Annotated in this window: 21 protein-coding genes and 1 pseudogene; 17 read left to right on the plus strand and 5 right to left on the minus strand. The window is 54.1% G+C overall.

The genetic code is table 11. The features are described 5' to 3' along the window. Nucleotides 1–227: 227 nt before the first annotated feature. From IVG45_RS08555 to IVG45_RS08565, 3 genes are all read left to right on the plus strand, one after another. Nucleotides 228–2,327, plus strand: coding sequence for a cellulose binding domain-containing protein (locus tag IVG45_RS08555; protein WP_196437410.1), 2,100 nt, complete (start codon nucleotides 228–230; stop codon nucleotides 2,325–2,327). A gap of 204 nt (nucleotides 2,328–2,531) precedes the next feature. Continuing rightward, on the plus strand, nucleotides 2,532–3,641 hold the full coding sequence (locus IVG45_RS08560; RefSeq protein WP_196437411.1) for a VPLPA-CTERM sorting domain-containing protein: 1,110 nt from the start codon (nucleotides 2,532–2,534) through the stop codon (nucleotides 3,639–3,641). Between the two features lie 343 nt (nucleotides 3,642–3,984). Next, entirely contained in the window at nucleotides 3,985–4,788 is an 804-nt protein-coding gene (locus IVG45_RS08565) for an arylamine N-acetyltransferase family protein (RefSeq protein ID WP_196437412.1), read from the plus strand. 165 nt (nucleotides 4,789–4,953) lie between these two features. Here the strand turns inward: IVG45_RS08565 and sixA are convergent, their stop codons facing one another. Then, nucleotides 4,954–5,439, minus strand: coding sequence for a phosphohistidine phosphatase SixA (gene sixA / locus IVG45_RS08570; protein ID WP_196437413.1), 486 nt, complete (start codon nucleotides 5,437–5,439; stop codon nucleotides 4,954–4,956). Nucleotides 5,440–5,632: 193 nt separating this feature from the next. Here sixA and IVG45_RS08575 point away from each other — a divergent pair, with 193 nt between their 5' ends. From IVG45_RS08575 to IVG45_RS08590, 4 genes are all read left to right on the plus strand, one after another. Continuing rightward, entirely contained in the window at nucleotides 5,633–6,058 is a 426-nt protein-coding gene (locus IVG45_RS08575) for a hypothetical protein (protein WP_196437414.1), read from the plus strand. A gap of 283 nt (nucleotides 6,059–6,341) precedes the next feature. Further along, nucleotides 6,342–6,677 carry a hypothetical protein gene (locus IVG45_RS08580; protein WP_196437415.1) on the plus strand — a complete coding sequence of 112 codons (336 nt, stop codon included), beginning with the start codon at nucleotides 6,342–6,344 and terminating at the stop codon, nucleotides 6,675–6,677. Between the two features lie 33 nt (nucleotides 6,678–6,710). After that, complete coding sequence (locus IVG45_RS08585) at nucleotides 6,711–6,962, plus strand: Rho-binding antiterminator (RefSeq protein WP_196437416.1); 252 nt, start codon at nucleotides 6,711–6,713, stop codon at nucleotides 6,960–6,962. Nucleotides 6,963–7,105: 143 nt separating this feature from the next. Continuing rightward, nucleotides 7,106–7,585 carry a hypothetical protein gene (locus IVG45_RS08590; RefSeq protein WP_196437417.1) on the plus strand — a complete coding sequence of 160 codons (480 nt, stop codon included), beginning with the start codon at nucleotides 7,106–7,108 and terminating at the stop codon, nucleotides 7,583–7,585. A gap of 88 nt (nucleotides 7,586–7,673) precedes the next feature. Here the strand turns inward: IVG45_RS08590 and IVG45_RS08595 are convergent, their stop codons facing one another. The 3 genes from IVG45_RS08595 to mrcB form a co-directional block, all read right to left on the minus strand. After that, nucleotides 7,674–8,084, minus strand: coding sequence for a hypothetical protein (locus IVG45_RS08595; RefSeq protein ID WP_196437418.1), 411 nt, complete (start codon nucleotides 8,082–8,084; stop codon nucleotides 7,674–7,676). Nucleotides 8,085–8,223: 139 nt separating this feature from the next. Then, on the minus strand, nucleotides 8,224–8,850 hold the full coding sequence (lolA, locus tag IVG45_RS08600; protein ID WP_196437419.1) for an outer membrane lipoprotein chaperone LolA: 627 nt from the start codon (nucleotides 8,848–8,850) through the stop codon (nucleotides 8,224–8,226). Between the two features lie 2 nt (nucleotides 8,851–8,852). Then, on the minus strand, nucleotides 8,853–11,192 hold the full coding sequence (gene mrcB, locus IVG45_RS08605) for a penicillin-binding protein 1B (protein ID WP_196437420.1): 2,340 nt from the start codon (nucleotides 11,190–11,192) through the stop codon (nucleotides 8,853–8,855). A gap of 396 nt (nucleotides 11,193–11,588) precedes the next feature. Between mrcB and IVG45_RS08610 the strand changes: the two genes are divergently transcribed. Further along, the gene (locus IVG45_RS08610) at nucleotides 11,589–11,855 is read left to right on the plus strand and encodes a PilZ domain-containing protein (protein ID WP_230874809.1); all 267 of its coding nucleotides are present in this window, start codon (nucleotides 11,589–11,591) and stop codon (nucleotides 11,853–11,855) included. Nucleotide 11,856: 1 nt separating this feature from the next. On the opposite strand, the gene IVG45_RS08615 is transcribed toward IVG45_RS08610, so the two are convergent. Then, nucleotides 11,857–12,369, minus strand: coding sequence for a putative metalloprotease CJM1_0395 family protein (locus IVG45_RS08615; RefSeq protein ID WP_196437422.1), 513 nt, complete (start codon nucleotides 12,367–12,369; stop codon nucleotides 11,857–11,859). Between the two features lie 189 nt (nucleotides 12,370–12,558). Here IVG45_RS08615 and uvrB point away from each other — a divergent pair, with 189 nt between their 5' ends. The 9 genes and pseudogenes from uvrB to IVG45_RS08665 all read left to right on the plus strand — a co-directional run bounded on the left by uvrB (nucleotide 12,559) and on the right by IVG45_RS08665 (nucleotide 23,944). Further along, the gene (gene uvrB, locus IVG45_RS08620; protein WP_196437963.1) at nucleotides 12,559–14,565 is read left to right on the plus strand and encodes an excinuclease ABC subunit UvrB; all 2,007 of its coding nucleotides are present in this window, start codon (nucleotides 12,559–12,561) and stop codon (nucleotides 14,563–14,565) included. A 35-nt stretch (nucleotides 14,566–14,600) separates the two neighbouring features. Then, nucleotides 14,601–14,819: a TraR/DksA C4-type zinc finger protein gene (locus IVG45_RS08625; protein WP_196437423.1), complete on the plus strand. Its 219-nt coding sequence runs from the start codon at nucleotides 14,601–14,603 to the stop codon at nucleotides 14,817–14,819. 230 nt (nucleotides 14,820–15,049) lie between these two features. Continuing rightward, a complete protein-coding gene (locus IVG45_RS08630; protein WP_230874810.1) occupies nucleotides 15,050–15,568 on the plus strand; it encodes an RNA polymerase sigma factor in 519 nt (172 codons plus the stop codon). After that, nucleotides 15,565–16,512, plus strand: coding sequence for a FecR family protein (locus IVG45_RS08635; RefSeq protein WP_196437425.1), 948 nt, complete (start codon nucleotides 15,565–15,567; stop codon nucleotides 16,510–16,512). The genes IVG45_RS08630 and IVG45_RS08635 overlap by 4 nt, the downstream gene beginning before the upstream one ends. A gap of 207 nt (nucleotides 16,513–16,719) precedes the next feature. Then, a pseudogene (locus IVG45_RS08645) lies at nucleotides 16,720–17,876 on the plus strand (IS3 family transposase). Between the two features lie 193 nt (nucleotides 17,877–18,069). Beyond that, nucleotides 18,070–20,421: a TonB-dependent receptor domain-containing protein gene (locus IVG45_RS08650; protein WP_196437426.1), complete on the plus strand. Its 2,352-nt coding sequence runs from the start codon at nucleotides 18,070–18,072 to the stop codon at nucleotides 20,419–20,421. Continuing rightward, nucleotides 20,418–21,605 (plus strand): PepSY-associated TM helix domain-containing protein, encoded by a 1,188-nt coding sequence (locus IVG45_RS08655; protein WP_230874811.1) that lies wholly within the window; start codon nucleotides 20,418–20,420, stop codon nucleotides 21,603–21,605. Before IVG45_RS08650 ends, IVG45_RS08655 begins: the two co-directional genes overlap by 4 nt. Nucleotides 21,606–21,752: 147 nt before the next feature. Next, complete coding sequence (locus IVG45_RS08660) at nucleotides 21,753–22,607, plus strand: PA4780 family RIO1-like protein kinase (RefSeq protein ID WP_196437427.1); 855 nt, start codon at nucleotides 21,753–21,755, stop codon at nucleotides 22,605–22,607. Between the two features lie 197 nt (nucleotides 22,608–22,804). Beyond that, nucleotides 22,805–23,944 carry a DEAD/DEAH box helicase gene (locus tag IVG45_RS08665; protein ID WP_196437428.1) on the plus strand — a complete coding sequence of 380 codons (1,140 nt, stop codon included), beginning with the start codon at nucleotides 22,805–22,807 and terminating at the stop codon, nucleotides 23,942–23,944. Nucleotides 23,945–23,964 lie beyond the last annotated feature (20 nt).

The raw sequence follows: 23,964 nt of genomic DNA on the forward strand, positions 1-23,964 counted from the left end.
CGGCTCATTCCCGTGAGTTGAAAAGCCATGGGTACGGCGCGATTCGGTTAGCGTGCGGCGCAGTGCCGCGCCAGTTGCTATCTGGTTGTGCCGACCGTGCTAAGCAGATGCCGGGCCGAAGTGCCAACCAATATCATGGCATGACCGAAATTTCAGGGACTCTTCGCCTTTTTTTCCGCCCCCCTGCGTTACATCGTCGACCATATAATTATTATTAAGAGAATAAGATGATCGTATTTTCCAAAACAGCGCATGCCGGCTTGCTGGCCTGCGGCTTATTACTACTCGCGCCGACGGTATCGGCATTGCCGATGGCCGGTAATACACCCCCGGTATTGGCCATGGGCGTCGGCAACAGCCCTGTCGGAGAGGCCGGCCGCCACGCCGACATGCCGGTCGGCTACCGCTTTCAATATTTCACCGGCGGCCTCGGGGCCGACGACTGGCGGAATTGGCTGTCGCCGGACGGCAGCTTCGCCGATAAATGGCTGCAGGAGAGCCATCAAGCCGGATTGACGCCGGTCATCACTTATTACGAAATCGTCCATGCCGCGCCTTACCGCTTCGAGGAGCCGCCTACTCGAAACCTACAAACGCCGGCGACGATGAAGGCTTATTTCGAGAACTGGATCTTCCTGTTGCAACGCATCGCCGCGTTCGGTCATCCGGTGGTGGTGCAAGTCGAACCCGACCTGTGGGGCTATGTGGAATGGAGCAGCAGCGACCCGGCGCAGACCGAGATCGCGGTGGCTGCGTCGGGCCTGGCAGAGGCAGCAGGTTACGAAAACAATGCCAGCGGCTTTGCCAAGCTGATGAAAGCACTGCGTGACCTGTATGCGCCTAATGTGATTCTAGGTTGGCATGTCTCGGGCTGGGCCACACGCACCGACCTGATCGTCAATCAGGGCGATCCGGACAAGTTGGCCGTGGAGACCGCCAATTTCTACCGCTCCCTGGATACCGAGTTCGACGTGATGTTCACCGAAACCTCAGACCGCGATTCGGGGTTTTACCAGTTGCAGGGCGGGCCGGACCGTTGGTGGAAACCGGAAGACTTCGACCGTTTCCGCCAGTTCGTGTCCCGCTTGCATAGCGAGTTGAACCAGGATGTCATCATGTGGCAGATTCCGGTCGGCAATACTCTGTATCGCAAATGCAACAATACCCCTAACCATTATCAGGACAACCGCCCCGAGTATTTCCTAAAACCGGTGGTGGACAGCGGCGATACCACGCGCTTGCGGCAGTTCCGCGATGCCGGGGTGGTGGCGCTGATGTTCGGTGCCGGCCAGGACGATCAGACCCGCTATTTCGATTATGTCAAAGATGCGGTCGAGGACCCGGCGCCGATAGACAATCGCGCGCGCAATCACACCGACCATCTGAACGATTTGCCGGCCTTGAATAGCGACGACGACGGCGGTTTCCTGAGATTGGCCATTCAACGCTATTACGCCAACGGCGCATTGCCGCTGCCCGAGCGCGCTCCTTCGCAATGCGGCGACGGCATCGATAACGACCATGACGGCTTGATCGATTTTCCAAGCGACCCGAATTGCCAGTCTCCTACCGACAACAGCGAAGCGGAGCCTTTGCCTGCGTGTTCGGACGGCGCGGACAACGATACCGACGGCTGGATCGATTTTCCCGACGATCCGGGTTGCAGCGCCGCCGACGACGGCGACGAATCCAACGGGCCGGTGTTGACTACATTGCCATCCAACGTGGCGATCAGCAGCGATTGGAGAACCGGTTATTGCGCCGATGTGACCGTCAACAATAACACGCAGGCCACGGTGCTTTGGCAAACCGGCTTCGAAACGGCGGGCAGCATCACCAATATGTGGAACGCCGATTACAGCCAAAACGGCAATCAGGTGACGGCTAGCGGGGCGGAGTGGAATAACGAACTGTCGCCGGGCGAATCGGCCAGCTTCGGCTTCTGCGCCGACCGATCGGCTGCGCTTCCGGTCTGTAGCGACCAAATCGACAACGACGGCGACGGCTTGGCCGATTATCCGGCCGATCCCGGTTGCGCTTCAGCCGACGACGGCGACGAAACCGACGCCGATCCGGGGCAAATCCAGCATAGCTTGCATGTCGACTCCGATTGGGGATCAGGCTACTGCGCGACCGTTGCCGTCAGCAATCTTGGGACTAGCAGCCAGCAATGGTCTGTCGATCTGAACATTGAGGGCCGGATCGACAATTTGTGGAACGGCGTTTATAGCCAATCCGGCATAGGTTTGCATGTCCAGGGCGAGGCCTGGAATGGCAATCTGGCCGGCGGCGCGTCGACCAGTTTCGGCTTCTGCGCCAGCCGCTAGAGAAGGAGCGCGGCGCAGGGAAGTGCGCCGAAATCTTTTGGCCGGTCCCATACAAGGATGTTCCACTCTGGGGAAGCCGGCCACCTTAGTCTATACGTCTTGTTTATGCGGTCTTGAGGTTGGTTTTTTTAAAAAAGATTTTCAAGATCAGGTCCTTTTTTATGGTTTTTCAAGAAGTTCATATTTAATCTTTTGGGGGGAGAAATGTTAAAACACCCGGCGGCCGTTCTTGGCCTGATAATGATTCCACTGAGCCATGCCCACGCTTCGGCCCAAATTTCGGGGTGGGAGTCCCACGGAAACACAACGACACATTTTTCTCACTCGGATGAAAATGTTCCGGTGAAGCATAACTACACCACCCCCGGCGAGTATTCGCCAATTATCTATCCAGAAGGGGCTCCCACCGGTAACCACACCGTGGGATATGCGGATGCGGCCAGCCAAACCTTGCGGGCCTCGGCATATTCATGGGCACGCCCCGGGCAAAACGAAACACCTTCTAACAGCGCACAGTCAGTCATCGCTGCAAGTTTCGATAAAACCCTCACCGTCAATGCCGGAAGCTCCGGTCTTTCGGTTGGCGATCCAGTTACCCTTCGGCTTGCCATTAATTTCGATGGGATTTACTCGACTCATCAGGGGTGCACGACGATACCCTGCGTGATCACCTATGGCTACGATGTCAGTGATGGTGGCTGGGTTGATGTCAACGCCGGCTACCGCATTACCAACCCGAATCACTTGGTCGGGTCGGGAAACCGCCCCGAGGTAGTGGCCGACTTCAGTTTTCACGCAAAAGAAGATAGCTCCTCGAGGAGCTGGGGCTATATTGACCGCGTGTATGGCACCAACTACCCTTGGTGGATAGACAAATATGATCCCGATCACGATGGCATGAGTGACATGAGCGAGGATTGGTGGTGGAGTGCTAGCAGCAATAGTATCGAAACGGCAGCCGATAGTGGGCACAACACCTATAACGGCCCATTCGGGAGGGTGTTTTCAGGCACGGCGCCCAACATCGTACAGACTATCGATTTCCAAACCTATATCGGGGCTCAGCTTGCCATTTCCGCCGGCATGGATATCAGCACCTATGTGTATTATCACGGCGACGCTGGAGAAAAGACCGTCTATGGCAATTTCATGAACACCTTCAGCTCTGGCATCACATCGCTTAATGCGCCAGGAATTGAGTTATCTTACATAGTAGCTGCTCCTGTTCCATTGCCTGGGGCTGCCTGGCTGTTTTTGTCTGGTTTGATGGGTTTCTTGGCATTGAGGCGGGGCAAAACGGCAATCAGCGATTAAATGGTAGTGGAACTGCCTTTCGGGGCGAATTGTTGTAGTTGCGATATGCAGGCCGGAAACTTCGGCAGCCGTAGAGCAGTTGAAAGCCAGGCAAGGCTGGGTCCGGAGCTCGTGTCGGGTGCGGCGAAATATCGGCGTGAGCCGGTTTACATGTGATATGTAGTCATGACATTTATATGGCCAGTCCGTGACTACTTTTCAGTAGGTTCTCGCGGATAATGAACAATTGTCTGGATAGTCGTGATATTGCCGTGCTTGCCTTGGTTATATCGATTAAGACTATTCGGAACACAGCGACTTATCCACCAAAGCTCAATTTGGCTTTAAACATTCAATATGGCGTATGAAATTCGAATTAGATAGATACCTGAGCAGAATAAAGATTAGTAAACCCAAACCTAGCGTCGAAGGATTGGCGCAAATACAGGGGGCGCAGCTCAATGCGATTGCTTTCGAAAATGTCGATGCTTTCTTGAGCTCAATCCCCGACTTGGAGCCGTCGGCGTTAATCGAAAAAATCCTCGATAAGGGCCGTGGCGGATACTGTTTTGAATTGAATGGTTTGTTGGGGCTTGCGTTACAGGCGTTGGGTTTTGATTTCGAACCCATTTTGGCGCGGGTGAGGATGGGGCGTAGCGAAGGTGGTCCTCGCCATCATTTGGCATATCTCGTCAAAGCCGGCGGCGAGTCATGGCTGGTGGATGCCGGATTCGGCGGCCCCGCCCCCTTGCAACCGCTACGCTTGGTCAATGATCAGGAGCAGCAACAGGAGCATGAAACCTTCCGTATCCGGCATGAGTCGGACAGCGGCGATAGGGTGGTCGAAAAACGCCTGAATGGCGACTGGTTTAGCTTATATAGCTTCGACAGAGCGGCTGTGCGGCGCTGCGATCTGGATGCCGCGAATAGGCTGTGCGCCACCTGGAGTGAATCGTTGCTAGCCCAGAACCTGTTGCTTTGCCGCTATACCGACTTTGGCCGTATTCAGCTGTTCAATAATAGTTTTTCCGAATTTCGCGCCGATGATCAAATCAGCCGTTTAATCGAAACTATCGACGAGTTAAGTGCATTGATTCGAGACAATTTTGGCATCACCGTTTCGGATAGCGAACTATCCGGCATCGCCAATCGCTTGGGATTGGCTTAAGCATCAGGCTCATCCCCTGGCGGGGAACGCGGCGATTATCCTAGTATCCCGCAAGCCGGCAAGGCCCAGATTGGCATCATGGCGCGGCGCACCTGAGGACGGCGCACTGCGACGAATGCAATGTGGCTGTCTCGCATTGAGTTCGCCGATCTTGTCCATATAGGTTTAACGCATCATCGAACAAGGAATGCTCCACAACAATGTAGCGTTAGGTGAAGCGGAAAAATCGGCATCCAACCTGGTCAGCGAAGCTTTTTTAACGACGATGCTGTCGCCGGCAGTATTCAGCAGTTGGCCTATCGTTTCGGAAAAATCCGGCTCGTGTCCCACCAGCCAGACATCATCCAAGCCTCGGTCGGCCAGCTTGCCGAGTTCGGCGATGATCGTCCGCGGCGAGGTGGCCGTGCTTAGCCAGTCCACGATTTCCGGCGCCGGACATTCGGATAATTGTTCATGCAAAATCCTGGCGGTCTGCCGCGCGCGTAATAAGGGGCTGGAATAAATCGCCCCGGGAAACAATTGGTTGGCTTGGCAAAAAACCGCCAAGCGCTTGACTTGTTTTTCGCCTTTTTCGATCAAGGCCCGCTCGGCATCGGAGCCGGCAAGGCTTCTGTCTTCGGCGGTGGCGTGTCTCAGGAAAGTGATGTGCATGGCGGGCCTCCGGTTATAATGTGAGCGCGGTTTTTTATGGCGCACGACAAAGTAGAATTAGAAAAATGCTGGTTAGATCGGAAGTCATTTGGCCAATGTACTGTTCAACATTTCTACCAACTTACCGGCGTTGCTTGGAATCGGATTTGGTCAGGTTAGGATTATCCAGTAATCGTTATATAGGGTCTTTCCCATGTCGGCTAGTTTAGTGTTTGAACGCTTATTCAAACGCCTGTTTATTCTATGTGCCTGCATGGCCGGCATCCTGCATTTTTATAAAGACGATTGGCCTGAACCCGCTTATTACGACCTCGACCAACTCGAAGAACCGCTGCAAACGCCAACCGATAGAGAACCTTTTTCGATCGAGGCCAACGGCCTCGGCTATACCATCCATCCGAAATTCGACTACGACTTGCAAGGCGTTGTGGTCAGTTACAGCAATGCCGATGGTTTTACCAATATCTGGCATCACAAACGCTGGCAGGATTTTATCAACGTCCGTGACTTATGCGTGATTTGGGGAAACAACGTCGAAACCGGCGTATATAAAAACATGAAATTCAAGTCGGCGAGTGTCGGCTTCCGGCGGGAAAGATTGCTAGCCATCCCTGGCTAGCAATCGCGCCTACACCGCCACGTGATTGCCTGCGGCGGCCCTGGCCGTCCGCGTCACCTCGCCTTTGACCCAACAAGGGGATCAAAGCCTTGGCTCTCGCATGACTCGACGCCGTTTCGCGATGCCTTGCAGTTTTTCTAGTCGAAAAACCGCCCGGCGCTACGGCTTCCAGGGACTACTCAACCTTCACTCGCTAACGCTTCGTTTCCAAGGTTTCGCAGCGAGCGATAGCTGGACCTGTTGGGCCTATTGGCCCAATCGGGAAACCGCCGAAGTCTTTACCATGAACACGCTGTCCAACAATCATATTGTTACCGATAACGATACCATTAAACAGGCGTTAATGCGGGCGGAGCCCGGCGACCATATCCGCTTCAAGGGCAGTCTGGCCGAATATGTCAACCACGCCGCCGGATATACCCGTGGCACCAGCACTACCCGCCAGGATACCGGACAAGGCGCTTGCGAAACGGTGTATATCGACGACTTTGAAATCGTCAAAAAGGCCAATCCGGGTCTGCGTAAACTGGCAAAGTTGTTTAACTGGCTCACGCTGCTGACTTTGATAGGCTTTTGCGCGTTGTTTCTGATCGCGCCGGCAAGACCGCGCTATAAATGAAGCGCCACAAAATTTCAATGAATGGAGATCGACATGGCTGAATGTTCAATATCTTGCGACCAGCACGATTACCTTGAAATAGCCTGCATGCATGGCTATCAGGTCAAACTCACCCTCAAGGATCACCAAACTCTCGAAGGCAAGGCTATCGACACTCTGACTACCGCCGAGAAGCGCGAATATCTGATTATCGACAATGGGCAAAGACAGCAGGTCGAGCTGAATCGGTTGAAAAAATTACAAGTGATGACATCCAACGCCCAGTTTAAAGAAGTTGTTTTCTAACCAGCATATTCAAGCAACGTGTGCCGGTATGTTCGACGGTGAATTACAACAAGGCCTACTCGATGAATTCAATGATTGATAGCTTTGACATAGTCGATTGAGATCGATAATGTAGTCATACCAATCAACACAGGGAAATAACAATGGCATTTGAAGAGTGGATTATCGTTAATCACCCCTTATGGAAAAAACCAGCGGCGCTGGTTGGGCTTCGAGATACCCATTTCGTGGGCTATATCCCGCTGATGGACCCGCGAGATGCCAACGGCGATGGCCAAGTCTCGACCGGAGAGTGGCTCGCATCAAAGCTGCCGATCTTGGGTAACCTCAGCATTGAGGCCGAGAAGGGTTCGCTCATGATGGCCATCGCCACTGATAGTCGAGTACTGGATGTGCAACTAGACGCCCAAGGCAAGAAAGCCATCCTGAACGCCACCCTGGTTGCGGTCGAGCAAGCAATCTCCATGATTTATATCAAGCAAATTGCCGGCCCCGCGGCCGCACTGGCCCTAACCGGAACCTCATTGACTGGTGCTTCTTACTTTATCGCCAAAAAAGGGCTTGAACAGGTATTCAAGGCGATGATCGATAAAGCCATTGCACCGTTTGGTCAGACGTTATAAAGGGGTTATCGCGATCAAGTTTTATCGGACTGACGAAAACCACCGGGTGGCATAAGTTAGAAGTGGCGGCCAACAACCTGGCTTGGAATCACTTCCACGGCCAGCCGCCATCGATTTCACCGTGTTCGAAGAAAGTCCGGCAGCGCCGGCAAAGATAAAGCACGGGCGCCCCCATGTGTGGAGTATTGAGCGAACGCGATTTGCCGCCACATTGGGGACAAACATGAATGCGCCCATGCGTCCAATAGATAAGGCCCGCAAAACCCAGCCCAATCCAGAGAAAGTATTCGTTTAAACCGAAATACGCCAACAACGGTATGCCGGGAAACGTGAATAGCAGGGCAATGGCCAGCCAGATATTAAAGCGTTTGTTTGCCAGTGTCGTGAACGGTATTTCCCGGTATTCCACACCGGAGGCTTTCAAGCGGCTACCGTCCTCGGAAAAGACCACCCCGGAGTAACGATAACCTTTTCTACGCTCTGTCCATTGAGTGTCCATAATGCCATTACTCGATATCAACCAAGAAAAAACCAACCATCAATGCTTATGGCCGGAATCGTTTGTTAGCCGATCGGCTTGGAGAAAAGACCGACTTGGGTAGGGAGTTTTCCGCATCTTCGGCATTGCATGACCCTGATCAATTTTCAAACACATCGACATTTTTAGGCGGCTGGAAATTGAACATGGCATCGTTCAAGGCCGGATTGAGCTTGATGTTGGAAAAATAAATCCGGGTCAATTGGCCAAAATTATCGCTCAGTTCCATGCCGCCCAGCTGGCCGTGATTCAAACCGATCAGGATATATTTAAAACCGCTCTCTTCGTTCCTTGGCGACAGCTTGATCCAGTTTAAATCTTCGTCACTGCCCTGCTCTTCCAGGATAAATTTTTCATCGATATCGACTTGTCCGGTCAGCAACAACGCCGGGGTAGAGCCCAGCGAATCATCCAATTGCTTGACGGTGACCTGCTCCAGATCGGCATCGTAGAACCAAACTTTTCCGGAATTGGACACGATTTCCTGGGCAAACGGTTTTTGGTAATTCCAGCGGAATTTACCGGGCCGGCTCAGATAAAACTGTCCAAAACTACTTTGGGCGGCCTGCCCGGCCTTGTTGTAGCTGACTTGTTTGAAGTCGGCCGATAACGATGCGCTAGCCTTTAGAAACGCCTTCAACTGATTGATCGGCGTTTCTTCGGCCGAGACCATGGCGCCGTGCATGCCGGCCAGGAAAATCAATGTACTTAGGATTTTTTTCATCATATTCAAAAAGGATTCAAGTGATTAAGCCAGGAACCGGCGGCATCCGTTGCCGAGCCGCACTCCGAATATTCGCTGGGACCCGAACCATCGGCAAAGGGAAACAACCGGGCACCGCCGCAGCCTTCGCCGGTTAACCAACCCGTGGCCGCATCTATCCATTTCATTTCCACATTATCCGGCGGCACCAGCGTGACCGGCTGATGGCTGATTTGACGCATCAGCTCGGACCAGATTTGCAACGCGCCGCTACCCCCGGTCAAACCCGTGGGCTTATTGTCGTCACGCCCCACCCAAACCACCGACAGATAATCGCCACTAAAGCCGGCAAACCAGCTATCGCGTAACTCGTTGGTGGTGCCGGTTTTGCCGACCAGATTCATCTCGCCGGGCAGGTAATTGTAGGCCGAGCGGCCGGTACCGACGCGCATCACCTCTTGCAAGATGGTATTGGTGATAAAAGTGGCCGCAGGGTCAACCGCCTGACGCACGGTAAACGGATAACTCTGCAGAGCCTTGCCATCCGCCGCGTTGACAGCCCGGATCGAACGCAACGGAGTGGCGAAACCGTCACCGGCCAGGGTTTGGTAAATTTGGGTCACTTCCAGCGGCGATAAGGGCGAAGCGCCCAACAGCAAGGATGGATACAAGTCCACCGGCCTACTGACGCCCATGTTTTTCAGGTTATTGGCGATCCGGCTCAAACCCACGTCCATGCCTATCCTGACCGTGGCCATGTTGTAGGAATTGGTCAAGGCCGTATGCAACGGGACGACGCCATGTTCGCGATTATCATAGTTGTCCGGCGACCAGGTTTTGCCTCTTTCGGCCGGAATTTCCAACCGGCTATCGCTGACCGGGGTGGTAATCGTGTAACGATCCGGATATTCCAAGGCCGTCAGATAGACCACGGGCTTGATCAATGACCCTATCGGCCTCACCGCATCCAATGCACGGTTAAAGCCGATGTCGCTGGCCTCGCGCGCGCCGGCCAAGGCGACGATTTCACCGCTATCGCGTCGGGTAACGATGGCCGCGCTTTGCAGATCATTGCTCTTGGGACTTTTTTCCAGTTGTTTCAATTTCGCGGCAATCGACTGCTCCAGCGCTTCCTGCACCCGTGTATCCAGCGTCGTGACAATGCGCAAACCTTCGGAGGTCAGATCTTCCTCCTTGTATTCCTGCTTCAACTGACGCTTGACCAAGTCGATAAAACCGGGATAGCGGTTGGCGGAACGATGCGTCACCGAGGCTACGGCCAACGGCTGTTTCTTGGCTTCGCTCGCCTGTTGGGCATCGATATAACCTTGCTCCAACATCGAATCCAATACCAGATTGCGCCGTTCCATCGCCCGTTCCTGATTGCGGCGCGGGTCGTAATAAGACGGGCCGCGTACTAATGCTACCAGTGTCGATACCTGCGATAAATTCAAGGTTTTCAGCGACTGACCAAAATAAAACTCGCTGGCCAGGCCGAAACCATGCACGGCATTGCCGCCGTCCTGGCCCAGAAAAATCTCGTTCAGATAGGCCTCGAGAATTTCATCCTTGCTATAGCGATATTCCAAAATCAAGGACATCAAGGCCTCGTTGACTTTGCGCGTCAGGCTGCGCTCGGAAGTCAGGAAAAAGTTTTTTACCAGCTGCTGGGTGATGGTACTCCCGCCCTGAACCATGCCGCCGGCCTTCACATTGGCCCACATCGCCCTCAGAATGCCTTTGGGCGAGACGCCGAAATGGTGGTAAAAATCTCGATCTTCGGTGGAAAATAAGCCTTGCAGCAAGGTTTGAGGCGCTTCGTCCAGTTTGATCAGAATCCGGTCTTCCTTGCGAGTCGGATAGAAACTGCCGATCTGAATGGGATCCATCCGCACAATCGCCAGCTCCGCACCGTTACCAACATCGGTAATACTGGCAACGGCGCCACCGACGAAGCGGATATTGATCTTGCGGCTTTCCTGCAACTTATCGCCAAAATTAAAGGCACGGGTTCTGACGCTGGCTTGGCCGCCCTTAATCAAGTACGAGCCCTCGCCCGCCAATTGGTTATCCTGCCGGTAATGTAATTGCAGCAGCAAATCCTCAAAACTTTTGCTGCTATATTCCAGACCGGCATAAAGCTCTACCGGACTGGCATACACGCGCGCCGGGATAGACCAGCGTTTGCCCTCGAACTGTTCGCGAACGGTATAATCTAGGTAGCCGACATAGGAAGACAACAGGAATCCGGCCAGCAACAGCAGCGGAATCAGCGCTTTTATCAGCCACGAAGAATTTGACTTCGTTTTTCTGCGTCGGACGGAGGATGAACTGGATCGAGTTCGGGGTCTGGGTCGTCTTGCCATTCAAGTAAGATGAGTTTGCTATATGAGGCCGCGGGTAAAGATACAAAACCACGGGGTCTAGCCGTGGCCGATTATCTTGATTTCGGCGCTTCAACCGCGAAGAACGGAGTCGTGCGCGTCGTGCCGAAATAATTTATCTGGGTTTATTAAGGCTGCCATTATCCATCAATTCATAATTTATCGCGATGCATGATGCGATTGAATCGAAAAGACCATGCCAAATGCATAGCAAAACCGGGACCGGTTTGACACGGCTGGTTTTTTCATACTATACAATGCTAAGTTATTAGCATGCCGCCATTTCCAGGTTTAAGGATGGCGTTCTACAATCGTAAAATCAAGGCATTCATAGCTTATGGTTGCCGTCTTAATTTAATCTTAACTCTAGTGAATGATGTGAACGAAAGTGATCAACGCCGGCACCCGCGACTCAAGCATCGCGCCAAGATACGGGTCGTGCTGCCCATCCCATCCGGACTATTTTTTGCCGACATGCGGGATTTTTCGGAAAGCGGGCTTTTTTTGATCTATAAAAACGACGACATGCCGAAAGTAGGAGATGTTCTGGAGGTACAAACCACGGAATTCGAAGACGCCCCGATCAGGTCCACTAAAGTGGTACGGATCGAACCAGGCGTCGGTTTTGGAGTCGAGTTTATCTAACTCACGCCCTGACATCCAACTGGAAACCGCTTCGATTGGCTTCCTGCTGCCCGCGCAACAATTCGATGCCGGCCTTATTGGCCATTGCCGCCGCCTTGCTGGCCACGCTGAAATCCTGAGCGGAAGGTTGTGCGGGCGCCATCGCCGCTCTGCGAATGGTTTCCGCTTTACGCATTGTGGCTTCAGGATCGCCGGGAACAGCCGAGATATCGATACCGACTTCTCCGCCGGTAGCGTAGCGTTGTCCATCAGGGCCGGTAACAAATTGAAAATTCGCGCCACTAACGGCAATACCGCCGGCCGCGCTCAGATGCGCCTGTTCGTGGCTACGCACTTCGCGGTCGCGATCTTTTAAGGCTTGGATTTCCCGCTGTTGCTGCTGAGCATCGGTCTTGTCGGTTTGATTTTGGCCGGACGCATTGGTCGTTGGCGAAATCTCGGACACAGCTTTGGCCTGATCCTGATAGCGCAGGATAAAGGCTGAGTGACTAAGTGAAGAACTGGTTATCTGCATGGCGGGCCCGGTTCTATGTTGCAAAAACCTGTTTGCGAATATAACGCTATTTCAGACATTTGTACAAATTGTTTGTTCATTTTCCGGAGAGATAAAACCATGTCAGACAAACGGCGCATGGAAATCAGTCAATCGGCGATTACTGGCATAATACCCAGCCGGCAATCCGCCCCGACACCGTCCCACGCCATGCAAAAACCCTTCAAAATCCAGAGCCGCTATCAACCGGCCGGCGACCAACCGACCGCCATCAAACAACTGGTGGACGGCATCAATGACGGCGAGTTGCATCAAACCTTGCTCGGCGTGACCGGCTCCGGCAAGACCTTTACCGTCGCCAATGTGATCCAGCAAACCCAGCGCCCGGCGATGATCATGGCCCCCAACAAAACGCTGGCGGCGCAGCTGTATGGCGAGATGAAGGAATTCTTTCCGGAGAACAGCGTCGAGTATTTCGTCTCCTACTACGACTACTACCAACCGGAGGCGTATATCCCTGCTTCCGATACCTTCATCGACAAGGATGCCTCGCTAAACCAACATATCGAGCAAATGCGGCTGTCCGCTACCAAGGCTTTATTGGAGCGCCGCGATACTATCGTCGTCGCCACCGTGTCGGCGATTTATGGTTTGGGCGAGCCGGAATCCTATTTCCAGATGGTGCTGCACTTGGTGCGCGGCGACATGGTCAAGCAGCGCGACATCCTGCGCCGCTTAGCCGAGATGCAATACACCCGCAACGACACCGAACTGCGCAGGGCAACTTACCGGGTGCGCGGCGAAGTCATCGACGTGTTCCCGGCCGAATCGGAAGAACAAGCCTTGCGCATCGAGTTGTTCGACGACGAAATCGAACGGCTGTCGATGTTCGACCCCTTGACCGGCGAAGTCACGCAAAGGCTCGCCCGGTTTACGATTTATCCGAAAAGCCATTACGTCACGCCGCGCGATCAATTGCTGGTCGCGGTGGAGAAAATCAAGCTCGAACTGGCCGAGCGCCTGGAGCACTTGCGTGACAACCACAAGCTGGTGGAAGCCCAGCGGTTGGAGCAACGCACGCTGTTCGACATCGAAATGATCATGGAAGTCGGCTATTGCTCCGGCATCGAAAACTATTCCCGCCACCTGTCCAATCGCGCCGACGGCGAGTCTCCACCGACCATGTTCGATTATCTGCCGAAAGACGCGCTGGTGATCATCGACGAAAGCCATGTCACCGTGCCTCAGATCGGCGCGATGTACAAGGGCGACCGGTCGCGCAAGGAAACCTTGGTCGAGTATGGTTTTCGGCTGCCGTCGGCGCTGGACAACCGGCCGCTACGCTTCGAAGAGTTCGAACAAATCTGCGGCCAGCGCATCTATGTTTCGGCCACGCCGAGCACTTACGAAAAAGAACATTCCGGCGCGGTGGTGGAACAGGTGGTGCGGCCGACCGGTTTGGTCGATCCGCTGATCGAAGTCAGGCCGGCCACCACTCAAGTCGACGACCTGCTGTCGGAAATCAACAAACGCATCGCAGTTCAGGAGCGGGTGCTGGTGACGACGTTGACCAAGCGCATGTCGGAAGACTTGACCGATTACCTGATGGAACATGGGATCAAGGTGCGCTACCTGCATTCGGACATCGAAACCGTGGAACGGGTGGAAATCATCCGCGACTTGCGGCTGGGCGTGTTCGACGTGCTGGTCGGCATCAACCTGCTGCGGGAAGGCCTGGACATCCCCGAGGTGTCGCTGGTGGCGATCCTGGACGCCGACAAGGAAGGTTTCCTGCGCTCCCTGACTTCGTTGATCCAGACCATAGGCCGCGCCGCCCGCAACGCCAACGGCAAGGTGATACTCTACGGCGACAAGATCACCCGCTCGATGCAACTGGCCATAGACGAGACCGAGCGCCGCCGAAACAAGCAGATTATTTTCAATAAGGACCACAACATCACGCCTAAAACTATCTTCAAATCGGTCACCGACATTCTGGAACTGTCGATTCCGGGTTCCGGCGGTTCGATTTCCAGCGCCCGCGCCAAGGTCGCCGAGCCTGCCGTCGAATACAAGGCCATGAAGCCGAAGCAAGCCGCCAAGCTGTTGAAACAGTTGGAGGAGAAAATGTACCAGCACGCCAAAAACCTGGAATTCGAGGATGCGGCTCGGGTCAGGGATCAGATAAAATTACTGCAAGCGGAAATGGTGGTTTGATCCACCGCATACACTCATTACAGGAGATATAGATCATGTCTACAGCCTGGGCCGGCGGCGCCGATGCCATCGCCGAACGCATGGAAAAAATGACCGAATTGTTCGTGGCTGAAACCCGCAAGGCGATCTATACGGGCAAGTCGGCGACGCATTGCGAGGAATGCGGAGAACCGATACCCGAAGCGCGAAGAAAGGCAATCGCCTGTCAATATTGCTTGCCTTGCCAAACCCAACTGGAACAAGGAAAAAAATAAATCCGGCCGCAGTAACAACTGTTACTCCTTGTTAGCGCGAGCTCCAATCCCTCTTATCGGTCACGCGGCATATACCGCGCTATTCCACTTAAACCATTGGGATATGACATAGTTTTTTCATGCCACTTGCGCGCAAACACAATAAATAACTGATTAAAGTCTGCTTTTTATTTACGGCCCAATGTTTGCTTGGTCACACGACTTTACCTTGTGATTCAGGAGTTTTGGCCTTGTCATCTGCCTCCATCGATCGCCTGCAAGTATCGCGGCTGTTTCTTACTCATCGAGATGAGATCGTTAATTTCCTGATGCTGAAAGTTCGCTGCCCGGACGCGGCACAGGATTTGAGCCAGGAAACCTATCTGCGCCTGCTGCGCAAGGACACGCTGCAACACACCGACAACTTGACTGGTTATTTATTCCGCACCGCAGAACGTCTGGCAATCGATTTCCTCCGTTATGACCAACGCGTTACCAGTAAACACGATGAACTGAACGAAGAATTGGTTTGCCCGAATATCCAGCCGGAAGCCTTGCTGATATTGCGCCAACAATGCGAGTTATTGCTGGATGCCATCGCTTCCTTGCCGGCCCAATGCCGCCATGTTCTGCTGTTAAGAAAAATCGACGAAATGAGTTATGCGGCCATTGCGATGAAATTGGGGATTTCCGAAAAAACCGTGCAACGCCATCTGGTCAAGGCGATGCTGCATTGTCACCGTCGCTTGGCTGCGCCGGTCCCCGCATGAGTTTCAGTCAGCGCGCGCTTGAACAAGCCATAACCTGGTTCGTCGCGCTACAAGACGAAGCCTGCGAACAAACCACCCGCGAACGTTTTCAACAATGGTTGTCCCAACATGAATCGCATGTCGCCGCTTATGCGCGGGCCGAACACTTATGGGGAAACCTGGATCAACTCGTTACCGATGATATTCCGGGCTTAAAAGCCGCCCGAGCCGCGCAACCCCGCCAATGGCGCTCGACTATCAGTGCCGGCGCGGGATTACTGTGTATCGCCATTGCGCCAGGTTGGTGGCTGGATTACCGAGTGGAAGCGATCGAACTGGCCACCGGTATTGGCGAGCGGCGCAACCTAACATTGGCCGACGGCTCCCAAATCCAGCTCAATGCCGCGACGCGCTTGAGCGCAAAGGTTTCCTGGTGCCGCCGCCAAGTGGTTTTACAGCAAGGAGAAGCGATGTTCGACGTCGCCCATCGGACCTTTCCAAGCTTTACTGTCCAAGTCGGCAACATGCGGATTCTAGACATAGGCACCCGCTTCGATGTGCATATGCGGTCCGACGATAGCCAAGTTTCGGTATTGGAGGGCGAAGTGGAGCTGAAACGGGACGGCGCCTGGCTGGGCGATAGCCTGAAGGCCGGTTTCAGCCGCCGCTTCGATAAAAGCGGCCGGTTACAAGCCGTTCAAGTTGCCAATGCCGATCAAGCCGGCGCCTGGCTCAACGGCCGCTTGCTGTTCGACCGCGCTCCGCTGTCGGAAGTAGCCAATGAACTGGAGCGCCAGCATGATCTGAGTTTCGTATTTGCCGATTCATCCCTGGCAAATGAAACCCTCAGCGGCAGTTTCGATGCCGCCGACTTGAAACCCTTCCTCAACGCCGTGGAAAAAATTCTGCCGATTCGTGTGCAACACCAGCATAAAAAAGTCATTTTGTCCCGCCGGCGGCCTTAGGCGATTTATGGCAATAAATGTAGCACCCAATCCAAGCAATTTGCCGTTGACTGAGCGAAGTCGAAATCAACCGTTCGCTTCAGCTACTTCGGCACAAGTCCGCTCAGCGAACGACACATATTTGACATTGGCAATAGGTACAAACTGATGTGGCTACACTAAACCGGACACACTTTTTAAAATAATCTAAAAAAGCGTGAATCCAAAATGAGCCAAGAAAAACCCAATACCTATACAGCCGAATTCAGAGCCTCAGCCGTCAAGTTGGCGAATGAATCCGATAAACCGATCAGCCAGGTAGCCCAGGATCTTGGCATTAACGTCAATACCTTGCATACCTGGATAGGAAAATACAGTCGCCCCAAAGACAGCAATAAAGCGGTCCGTACCGATGAACATCTGTACGATGAACTCAAGCGCCTTAAGAAGGAAGTGGCCCGATTGACCGAGGAGCGCGATTTACTAAAAAAGGCAGCGGCGTACTTCGCCAAGGAACAAAGATGAAGTACGCCTGGATCAAGCAGCATGCAGAGGACTTTGCGGTAGATACCCTGTGCCGGTTCATGAGGGTATCCCGAAGCGCCTACTACGACTGGCTGAAGCAAGGCCCCTCTGCGGGCGAACAAGACGATGCCGCCCTATCCGAGATGATCCAAAGCACCTTTGGCAAAAGCCGGGCAACCTACGGTACGCGCCGTCTCAAAGCCGCCTTATCCGCTCAGAACCGAACCGTCAGCCGCCGCCGTATCGGTCGTTTGATGCGAGAAGCGGGGTTGGCCTGTAAAACCAAGCGCAAATTCAAAGCCACGACGAATTCGAAGCATCATCAACCGGTTGCGTCCAATCACCTGGATCGGCAATTTGCCGTGGAAAAGCCCAATCAAGTCTATGCCGGCGACACCACCTATATCCATACGCAGGAGGGCTGGCTGTATCTGGCCGTGGTGATTGATCTCTATTCCCGGCAAGTCGTGGGCTGGTCTATGGCCGAACATATGCGGACCAAACTGGTGAACGATGCGCTACTGATGGCGGTTTGGAAGCGCAAGCCCGAGAAAGGCTTGCTATGGCATACCGATCGCGGCAGCCAATATGCATCGGACAGCCATCGAGCCTTATTAACGCAACACGGCATCCGGCAAAGCATGAGTCGTAAGGGAAACTGCTGGGATAATGCCGTCTCGGAAAGTTTCTTTCATACCCTGAAAACCGAGTTGATACATCACCAGACCTATCGAACCCGATCCGAGGCCAGGCAGGCCGTATTCGAATATATCGAAGTGTTTTATAACCGCGAGCGACTTCATTCCGCCAATGGCTACCTGTCGCCCGTTGACTACGAATTGCAGCTTAAAGCTGCTTAGCTGTGTGTCCGGAAAAGTGTTGACACATCAAACTTTCTCAAAAGTCACTTTAACAAACCTGGCATGACAGGCATTCCAGGCCGCTGTATCAGCCAATACCAAAAATAATTGTCCAGTTTCCCTAGCCGTCTTCGTTATTAAAGACATGGCAAGGACAAAGCCTCGCCAATACCAGGAAACCATGGAGATGATTATGAATGCTATCGTCAAGACTAGCCGTCGCGACACCAAGACCCGCCGCCTGGCGCTTTGCGCATTGCTATTGGGGGCATCGCTGGAATTGTCCGCGGCGGATACCGCTAAATTCGATTTCGATTTACCGGCCCAGCCATTGGCAAACACGCTGGACAGCCTTGGCAAAAGCGCCGGCACTAAATTGATTTACGCCGATTCGGTTGTCAACGGCCTGCGGGCCGACAGCTTGCGGGGACGCTATACGGTGGCCGAGGCGTTGCAACATCTGCTACGCAAAAGCGGCCTGCAATACGAAGCCGTCGGTGACGGCATGATAGCCATCAAATCAGCTCCGCCCAAACCACAATCCAGCGGCGACAATTCGATTTTCGAGTTGGGCGAGGTTACGGTCAGCGATCAGCCCGAGGGCGGCAAGCTCACCAGCCGCGACATTGCCACTTCAGTGGATGTGATGTATGCCGACAAAATTGCCGATCAAAACGTATTAACCGCCTATGACTTGTTCCACCGCATGCCCGGCGTGCAAATCACTCAGTTCGGCCAAGGCACGACGACGGGTAAGCTATCCTTCCGCGCCTTCAACGGCGAAGGTCGGGTCAACGCGGTAAAACTGTTGATCGACGGCATCCCCAGCAACACCAACGACGGCAACATGCCGTTCATCGATGCCTTGTTTCCGTTGGATATCGAGTCCATCGAAGTCGTGCGCGGCACTAACGACCCCCGTTACGGCTTGCACAACATCGCCGGTAACGCCAATATCAACACCACGGCCGGCGGCAATTATGTCAAGGGCCGGCTCAGCTACGGCAGTTTCAACAGCCACGACATACAAACCGGCCTCGGTTACGAAAAAGACGGCTTCAGCCAGAACTATCAAATTTCCTACCGGGCCAGCGACGGCTACCGCGACCACTCGGATTCGGATAAGGATAGCTTTTCCGGCAAATGGTTCTATACGGCGGAAGACAATAAATACAAGGTGGGCCTAATTGCCCGCTGGAGCGACGGCAACGCCGAGGAACCGGGCTATTTGACCTATCAGGAACAATTGGCCGATCCCGAACAATCGATGCCGCGCAACGCCACCGATTACAGTAAACGCTCAATAGGCCAAGTCAGCGCCCATCTGGATGTCAATCTGACCGACGAATTGTTTTGGTCCAACAAAGCTTACGGCAATGTGTTCGACGATCAGCGCCTGGTCAAATTCGAACCGGTCTTCGCCCAAGTCAAACGCGATCGCGACGAAGTCCAATATGGCGCGATCACCTCGCTGACCTACCACCCTACCATTGACTGGTTGGAAGACTTCTCGATCGAATCGGGATTTGACTTCCAGCAACAAGAAAACAAATACCGCCAATATAGAACCGACAATGGAATACCGCGCACCCCCGCCAACAGCGCAAACATCAGGAATGACGAGCAATGGAACCTCCTGGTTTATGGCGGCTACGTCCAAGCCGTGATCAAACCCACCAAATGGCTGAAAATCACCCCTGGCTATCGGGCCGACCAAGTGGACGGCAACCTAACCAACTACCGGCCCGGCAGCATCGGAGAATACCCGGTCAACGATTACGGCACCATTTCGCAACCGAAAATCGGCGCGGTGATTACCCCGCTGGAAGGATACAGCCTCTATGGCAACTGGGGCCGAACCTTTCAGATTGGCGTCGGCAGCGCCACCTTCAAAAACCCGCAAGCCGCCAACATAGCTCCGTCTATCAACGAAGGCTGGGAAGTCGGCTTAAAAGTCAATCCCGTGGACTGGGCCGAGGGCCGGGTGGCTTATTGGGTGCAAGATGCCACTAACGAAATGAGCCGTAATCTGGCCAGCAGCGCCTCGACGGCCATTGGTTCCACCAAGCGGCAAGGCGTCGATATCGAAGCCAAAATTACGCCGATCGAACCGGTCACTATCTGGGCCGCCTATTCCTTGCAAGAGGCCGTCGTAAAACAAGCCCCTCCCTATGTTCAATATTCCAGCGAATACGTAGCGGGCAATCAAGTCGTCAACACGCCCAATTATCTGTTTTCCGCCGGTATCGATTATCAAATCACCACCGCTCTGCGTTCGTCGTTGTGGACCAGCGGGCAAGGCAATTATTTTGTCGACCAATCCAATACTCGCGGTAAACACGGCGAATACGCCTTGCTAAACCTGGACTTGGGCTATCAGGTTAGCAAGGAAGTCGAATTGCAGTTCCAGGCTAAAAACCTGGCCGATACTCAACGTGATTATCTGTGGTTCGACGAAACCTACGGCACCGCCGCCCAGTTGTTGTATTCCCCCGCGGAAGGCCGCGCCTTTTACGGTGCGGTCAACGTCAAATTCAACTTATGAGTTCGATGCCGAGACAGCGTTCATCCGCCGGCAAAGCCGCGATCCGCCGGTTTTGGCTTGCGATGCATTTGTACCTGGGCCTGACACTGGGAGCAATCATCGCCGTCACCGGCCTAAGCGGCAGTCTGCTGGTATTTTATAACGAGCTGGATACCTGGCTGAACCCGGCGCTGAGCGTCGACCGAACAACCTCACATCGCCTTGATTACGAAGCGGTATTTCAGGCCCTGCGCCGCGCGGAACCTAACCGGCCGCACGGCTGGCGCCTGGAAATACCCGACGCTCCAAACCAGGCCATCACCGCGCGCTACTATCGGCCGGCCGAAACCGCCGCGCGGGGATTCGCGCCGCTACTGGTTTCGGTCGATCCCTACAGTGGCGACATCGTGGCCAACCGCTTCTGGGGTGAATTCGCGATGACCTGGCTCTATGACCTGCACTATAGCTTGCTGCTGGGAAAATCCGGCAAAATCGCGATGGCGGTAGTCGGCGGTTTGTTGCTGATTTCGCTGGCTAGCGGAGTGTATTTGTGGTGGCCGCCCCGGCATAAATTAATCAATGCCTTGACCTTAAAAGCCCACGGCAGTCCTGCCCGCCTCAATTACGACTTGCATAAACTGGCCGGCATTTATGGCCTGATCGTGCTGCTGGTGTTGACGCTGACCGGAATCGCGCTGGAAATACCGGACTATGTCAATCCGCTGATTAACACCTTATCGCCGCCGCGCGCAGCGCCCAACCCTTATTCCGATACGACCCGGCGGGCAAGCGGCCGCATCAGCCTGGATCAGGCTCTAGCCGTGGCCGGGCAACGATACCCCGATGCCCGGCCTTGCTGGATCGAAACCCCGCGCGATGCGGACGGCAGCTATCGCATCAACTTCCGCCAGCCATGGGAGCCGAGCCGGCGCTTCCCCAAAACCAACGTCTGGATCGACCAATATTCGGGCGCCATCTTGGCAATCGACGATCCTTCGACATTTGCCGCCGGCGACACCCTATTGACCTGGTTGCATCCGTTGCACAGCGGCGAAGCCTTGGGCCTATCCGGCCGTTTGCTGGTACTGATTTCCGGCCTGGCCTGCCCGCTATTGTTTGTCACCGGCATGCTACACTGGCAGCGCAAACGCCGAGTTCAAGCCATTAACCGGTCCGCGAAAACGGCAAAACCATTCCCGCGATAATCAGCCAAGGATAGGCTTATCGGAATAGATTTCGCTGTAGGCTTCCCACTTAAACTGCCGAATTTGAGTCCTTGTCAATAACCGTTTTGACCTGCCGTACGTTATATTTTCAGTTAATTTCCACGCGAAAGCGGCATAATATCGTCCATGAAAACGCCAAAAAGACTTGAACCCTTAATCGACAGCGGCCTCGTCGACGACGTACTACGCTCGCTGAAAAGCGGCAAGGAAGCAGCTGTCTATGTAGTACGTTGCGGAACTGAAATCTGTTGCGCCAAGGTTTATAAGGAGGCCGATCAGCGCGGCTTTCGCCAAAACGTGCTCTATCAGGAAGGCCGCAAGGTACGCAACAGCCGCCGCGCCCGCGCCATGGAGAAAGGCAGCCGTTACGGCCGCCAGGAACAGGAATCAGCCTGGCAAAACGCCGAAGTGACCGCCCTGTACCGCCTCGCCAATGCCGGTATCAGAGTGCCTAAACCCTACAATTTCATCGACGGCGTGTTGTTGATGGAGCTAATCACCGATGCTGACGGCAATCCGGCGCCCAGACTCAACGATCTGGAAATGACAGCGGAACAAGCCCGCGCCTATCACGGCTTTCTGATTGGCCAAATCGTCCGCATGCTGTGCGATGGCCTGGTTCACGGCGATTTGTCCGAGTATAACGTGCTGGTCGATTGCGAAGGCCCGGTCATTATCGATCTGCCGCAAGCGGTGGATGCCGCCGGCAACAACAATGCCCGAATGATGCTGGAGCGAGACGTCGCCAACATGGCCGCCTATTTCGGCCGTTTCGCCCCCGAGTTGTTGCGCACCGACTACGGCCGCGAGATGTGGAAGTTGTATCAAAGCGGCGAATTGCACCCGGAAACCAAGCTGACCGGCCATTTCAAGGACAGCTCAAAACCCGCCGACGTGCGTAGCGTGATGCGAGAAATCGACGCCGCCCGCGAAGAAAACCAGGAAAGACAGCGCTACGCACAGTCCACGGCCATACCCTAAACCGCCGCCCGCCAATAACGAATTAAGATCTTAAGGCCAAGTATTCGCGGAATTTATCACGTCATAACCGGATACCATGATAGACTGGCATCTGAATATCCATGATCAGTAAAACTAATCCCTAACCTCTCGGATGCAAGCCGCGATCACACGAATGATCCGAGCTCCGCTCCACCATTCCCCCATCGAGACCCTTAATGCCATTTTCCAATCTCGGTTTATCCGAGGCTTTATTAAAAGCTATTGCCGATTCCGGCTACACTACGCCCACCCCTATTCAAGCTAAAGCCATACCCGCCGTTTTAACCGGACGCGACTTATTGGCCGCTGCCCAAACCGGCACCGGCAAAACCGCCGGCTTTACCCTGCCGATTTTGCAGCGCCTGGCGCAAACCAGCCATGACCGCAACCGCCCAGTACGCGCGTTGATTCTGACCCCGACCCGCGAACTCGCCGCCCAAGTCGGCGAATCCGTGCTGAAATACGGCGCGCACCAAAATCCACGTTTAAAATCCGAAGTGGTCTTCGGCGGCGTGAAAATCAATCCGCAAATGATGCGCTTGCGCGGCGGCGTCGATATTTTAACCGCCACACCCGGACGCTTATTGGATTTGGTCAGCCAAAATGCCGTCAAGCTAGATAAGGTTGAAATGCTGGTGTTGGACGAAGCAGACCGCATGCTGGACATGGGGTTTATCAAAGACATCCGCAAAATCCTGGCGCTGTTACCCAAGAAACGGCAAAACCTGTTGTTTTCCGCCACCTTTTCCGCCGACATCCGCAAACTGACCGGCGATCTGCTGGTTAATCCGGTAAAAGTTGAAGTCGCGGTCGAAAATGCCACCGCCGACACGATAGACCAGATCGTCTACACGGTGAATAAGACCGCCAAAACAGCCTTGTTGACCCATCTGGTTAAAAGCAAAAACTGGCAACAAGTGCTGGTATTTACCAGCACCAAGCATGGCGCCAATAAACTCACCGAAAAACTCAACACCGCCGAGATCAAGGCGGCGGCGATACACGGCAATAAAAGCCAAGGCGCCAGAACTAGTGCCTTGGCCGGTTTCAAGGCCGGCGAGATTCGAGTGCTGGTGGCGACCGATGTCGCGGCGCGAGGCATCGATATAGCCTTGTTGCCGCATGTGGTAAATTTCGAGCTGCCGCGCTCTTCCAGCGATTATGTCCATAGAATCGGCAGAACCGGCCGCGCGGGCCAAAACGGCCAAGCGGTTTCCCTGGTATCCCAAGACGAATACCAAGCCTTGAAACTGGTTGAAAAACTGATAGGCGCTCAAATACCGCGCGAACAGATAGACGGATTCGCGGCCGCCTAACTGCCCATGCCGCCGTTCGC

Source organism: Methylomonas sp. LL1 (assembly GCF_015711015.1).
Classification (GTDB): domain Bacteria; phylum Pseudomonadota; class Gammaproteobacteria; order Methylococcales; family Methylomonadaceae; genus Methylomonas.

Coding starts and splice junctions, on each gene's coding strand:
- IVG45_RS08555 (WP_196437410.1), top strand. CDS start 228: ATGATCGTATTTTCCAAAACAGCGCATGCCGGCTTGCTGGCCTGCGGC.
- IVG45_RS08560 (WP_196437411.1), top strand. CDS start 2,532: ATGTTAAAACACCCGGCGGCCGTTCTTGGCCTGATAATGATTCCACTG.
- IVG45_RS08565 (WP_196437412.1), top strand. CDS start 3,985: ATGAAATTCGAATTAGATAGATACCTGAGCAGAATAAAGATTAGTAAA.
- sixA (WP_196437413.1), bottom strand. CDS start 5,439: ATGCACATCACTTTCCTGAGACACGCCACCGCCGAAGACAGAAGCCTT.
- IVG45_RS08575 (WP_196437414.1), top strand. CDS start 5,633: ATGTCGGCTAGTTTAGTGTTTGAACGCTTATTCAAACGCCTGTTTATT.
- IVG45_RS08580 (WP_196437415.1), top strand. CDS start 6,342: ATGAACACGCTGTCCAACAATCATATTGTTACCGATAACGATACCATT.
- IVG45_RS08585 (WP_196437416.1), top strand. CDS start 6,711: ATGGCTGAATGTTCAATATCTTGCGACCAGCACGATTACCTTGAAATA.
- IVG45_RS08590 (WP_196437417.1), top strand. CDS start 7,106: ATGGCATTTGAAGAGTGGATTATCGTTAATCACCCCTTATGGAAAAAA.
- IVG45_RS08595 (WP_196437418.1), bottom strand. CDS start 8,084: ATGGACACTCAATGGACAGAGCGTAGAAAAGGTTATCGTTACTCCGGG.
- lolA (WP_196437419.1), bottom strand. CDS start 8,850: ATGATGAAAAAAATCCTAAGTACATTGATTTTCCTGGCCGGCATGCAC.
- mrcB (WP_196437420.1), bottom strand. CDS start 11,192: ATGGCAAGACGACCCAGACCCCGAACTCGATCCAGTTCATCCTCCGTC.
- IVG45_RS08615 (WP_196437422.1), bottom strand. CDS start 12,369: ATGCAGATAACCAGTTCTTCACTTAGTCACTCAGCCTTTATCCTGCGC.
- uvrB (WP_196437963.1), top strand. CDS start 12,559: ATGCAAAAACCCTTCAAAATCCAGAGCCGCTATCAACCGGCCGGCGAC.
- IVG45_RS08625 (WP_196437423.1), top strand. CDS start 14,601: ATGTCTACAGCCTGGGCCGGCGGCGCCGATGCCATCGCCGAACGCATG.
- IVG45_RS08635 (WP_196437425.1), top strand. CDS start 15,565: ATGAGTTTCAGTCAGCGCGCGCTTGAACAAGCCATAACCTGGTTCGTC.
- IVG45_RS08650 (WP_196437426.1), top strand. CDS start 18,070: ATGAATGCTATCGTCAAGACTAGCCGTCGCGACACCAAGACCCGCCGC.
- IVG45_RS08655 (WP_230874811.1), top strand. CDS start 20,418: ATGAGTTCGATGCCGAGACAGCGTTCATCCGCCGGCAAAGCCGCGATC.
- IVG45_RS08660 (WP_196437427.1), top strand. CDS start 21,753: ATGAAAACGCCAAAAAGACTTGAACCCTTAATCGACAGCGGCCTCGTC.
- IVG45_RS08665 (WP_196437428.1), top strand. CDS start 22,805: ATGCCATTTTCCAATCTCGGTTTATCCGAGGCTTTATTAAAAGCTATT.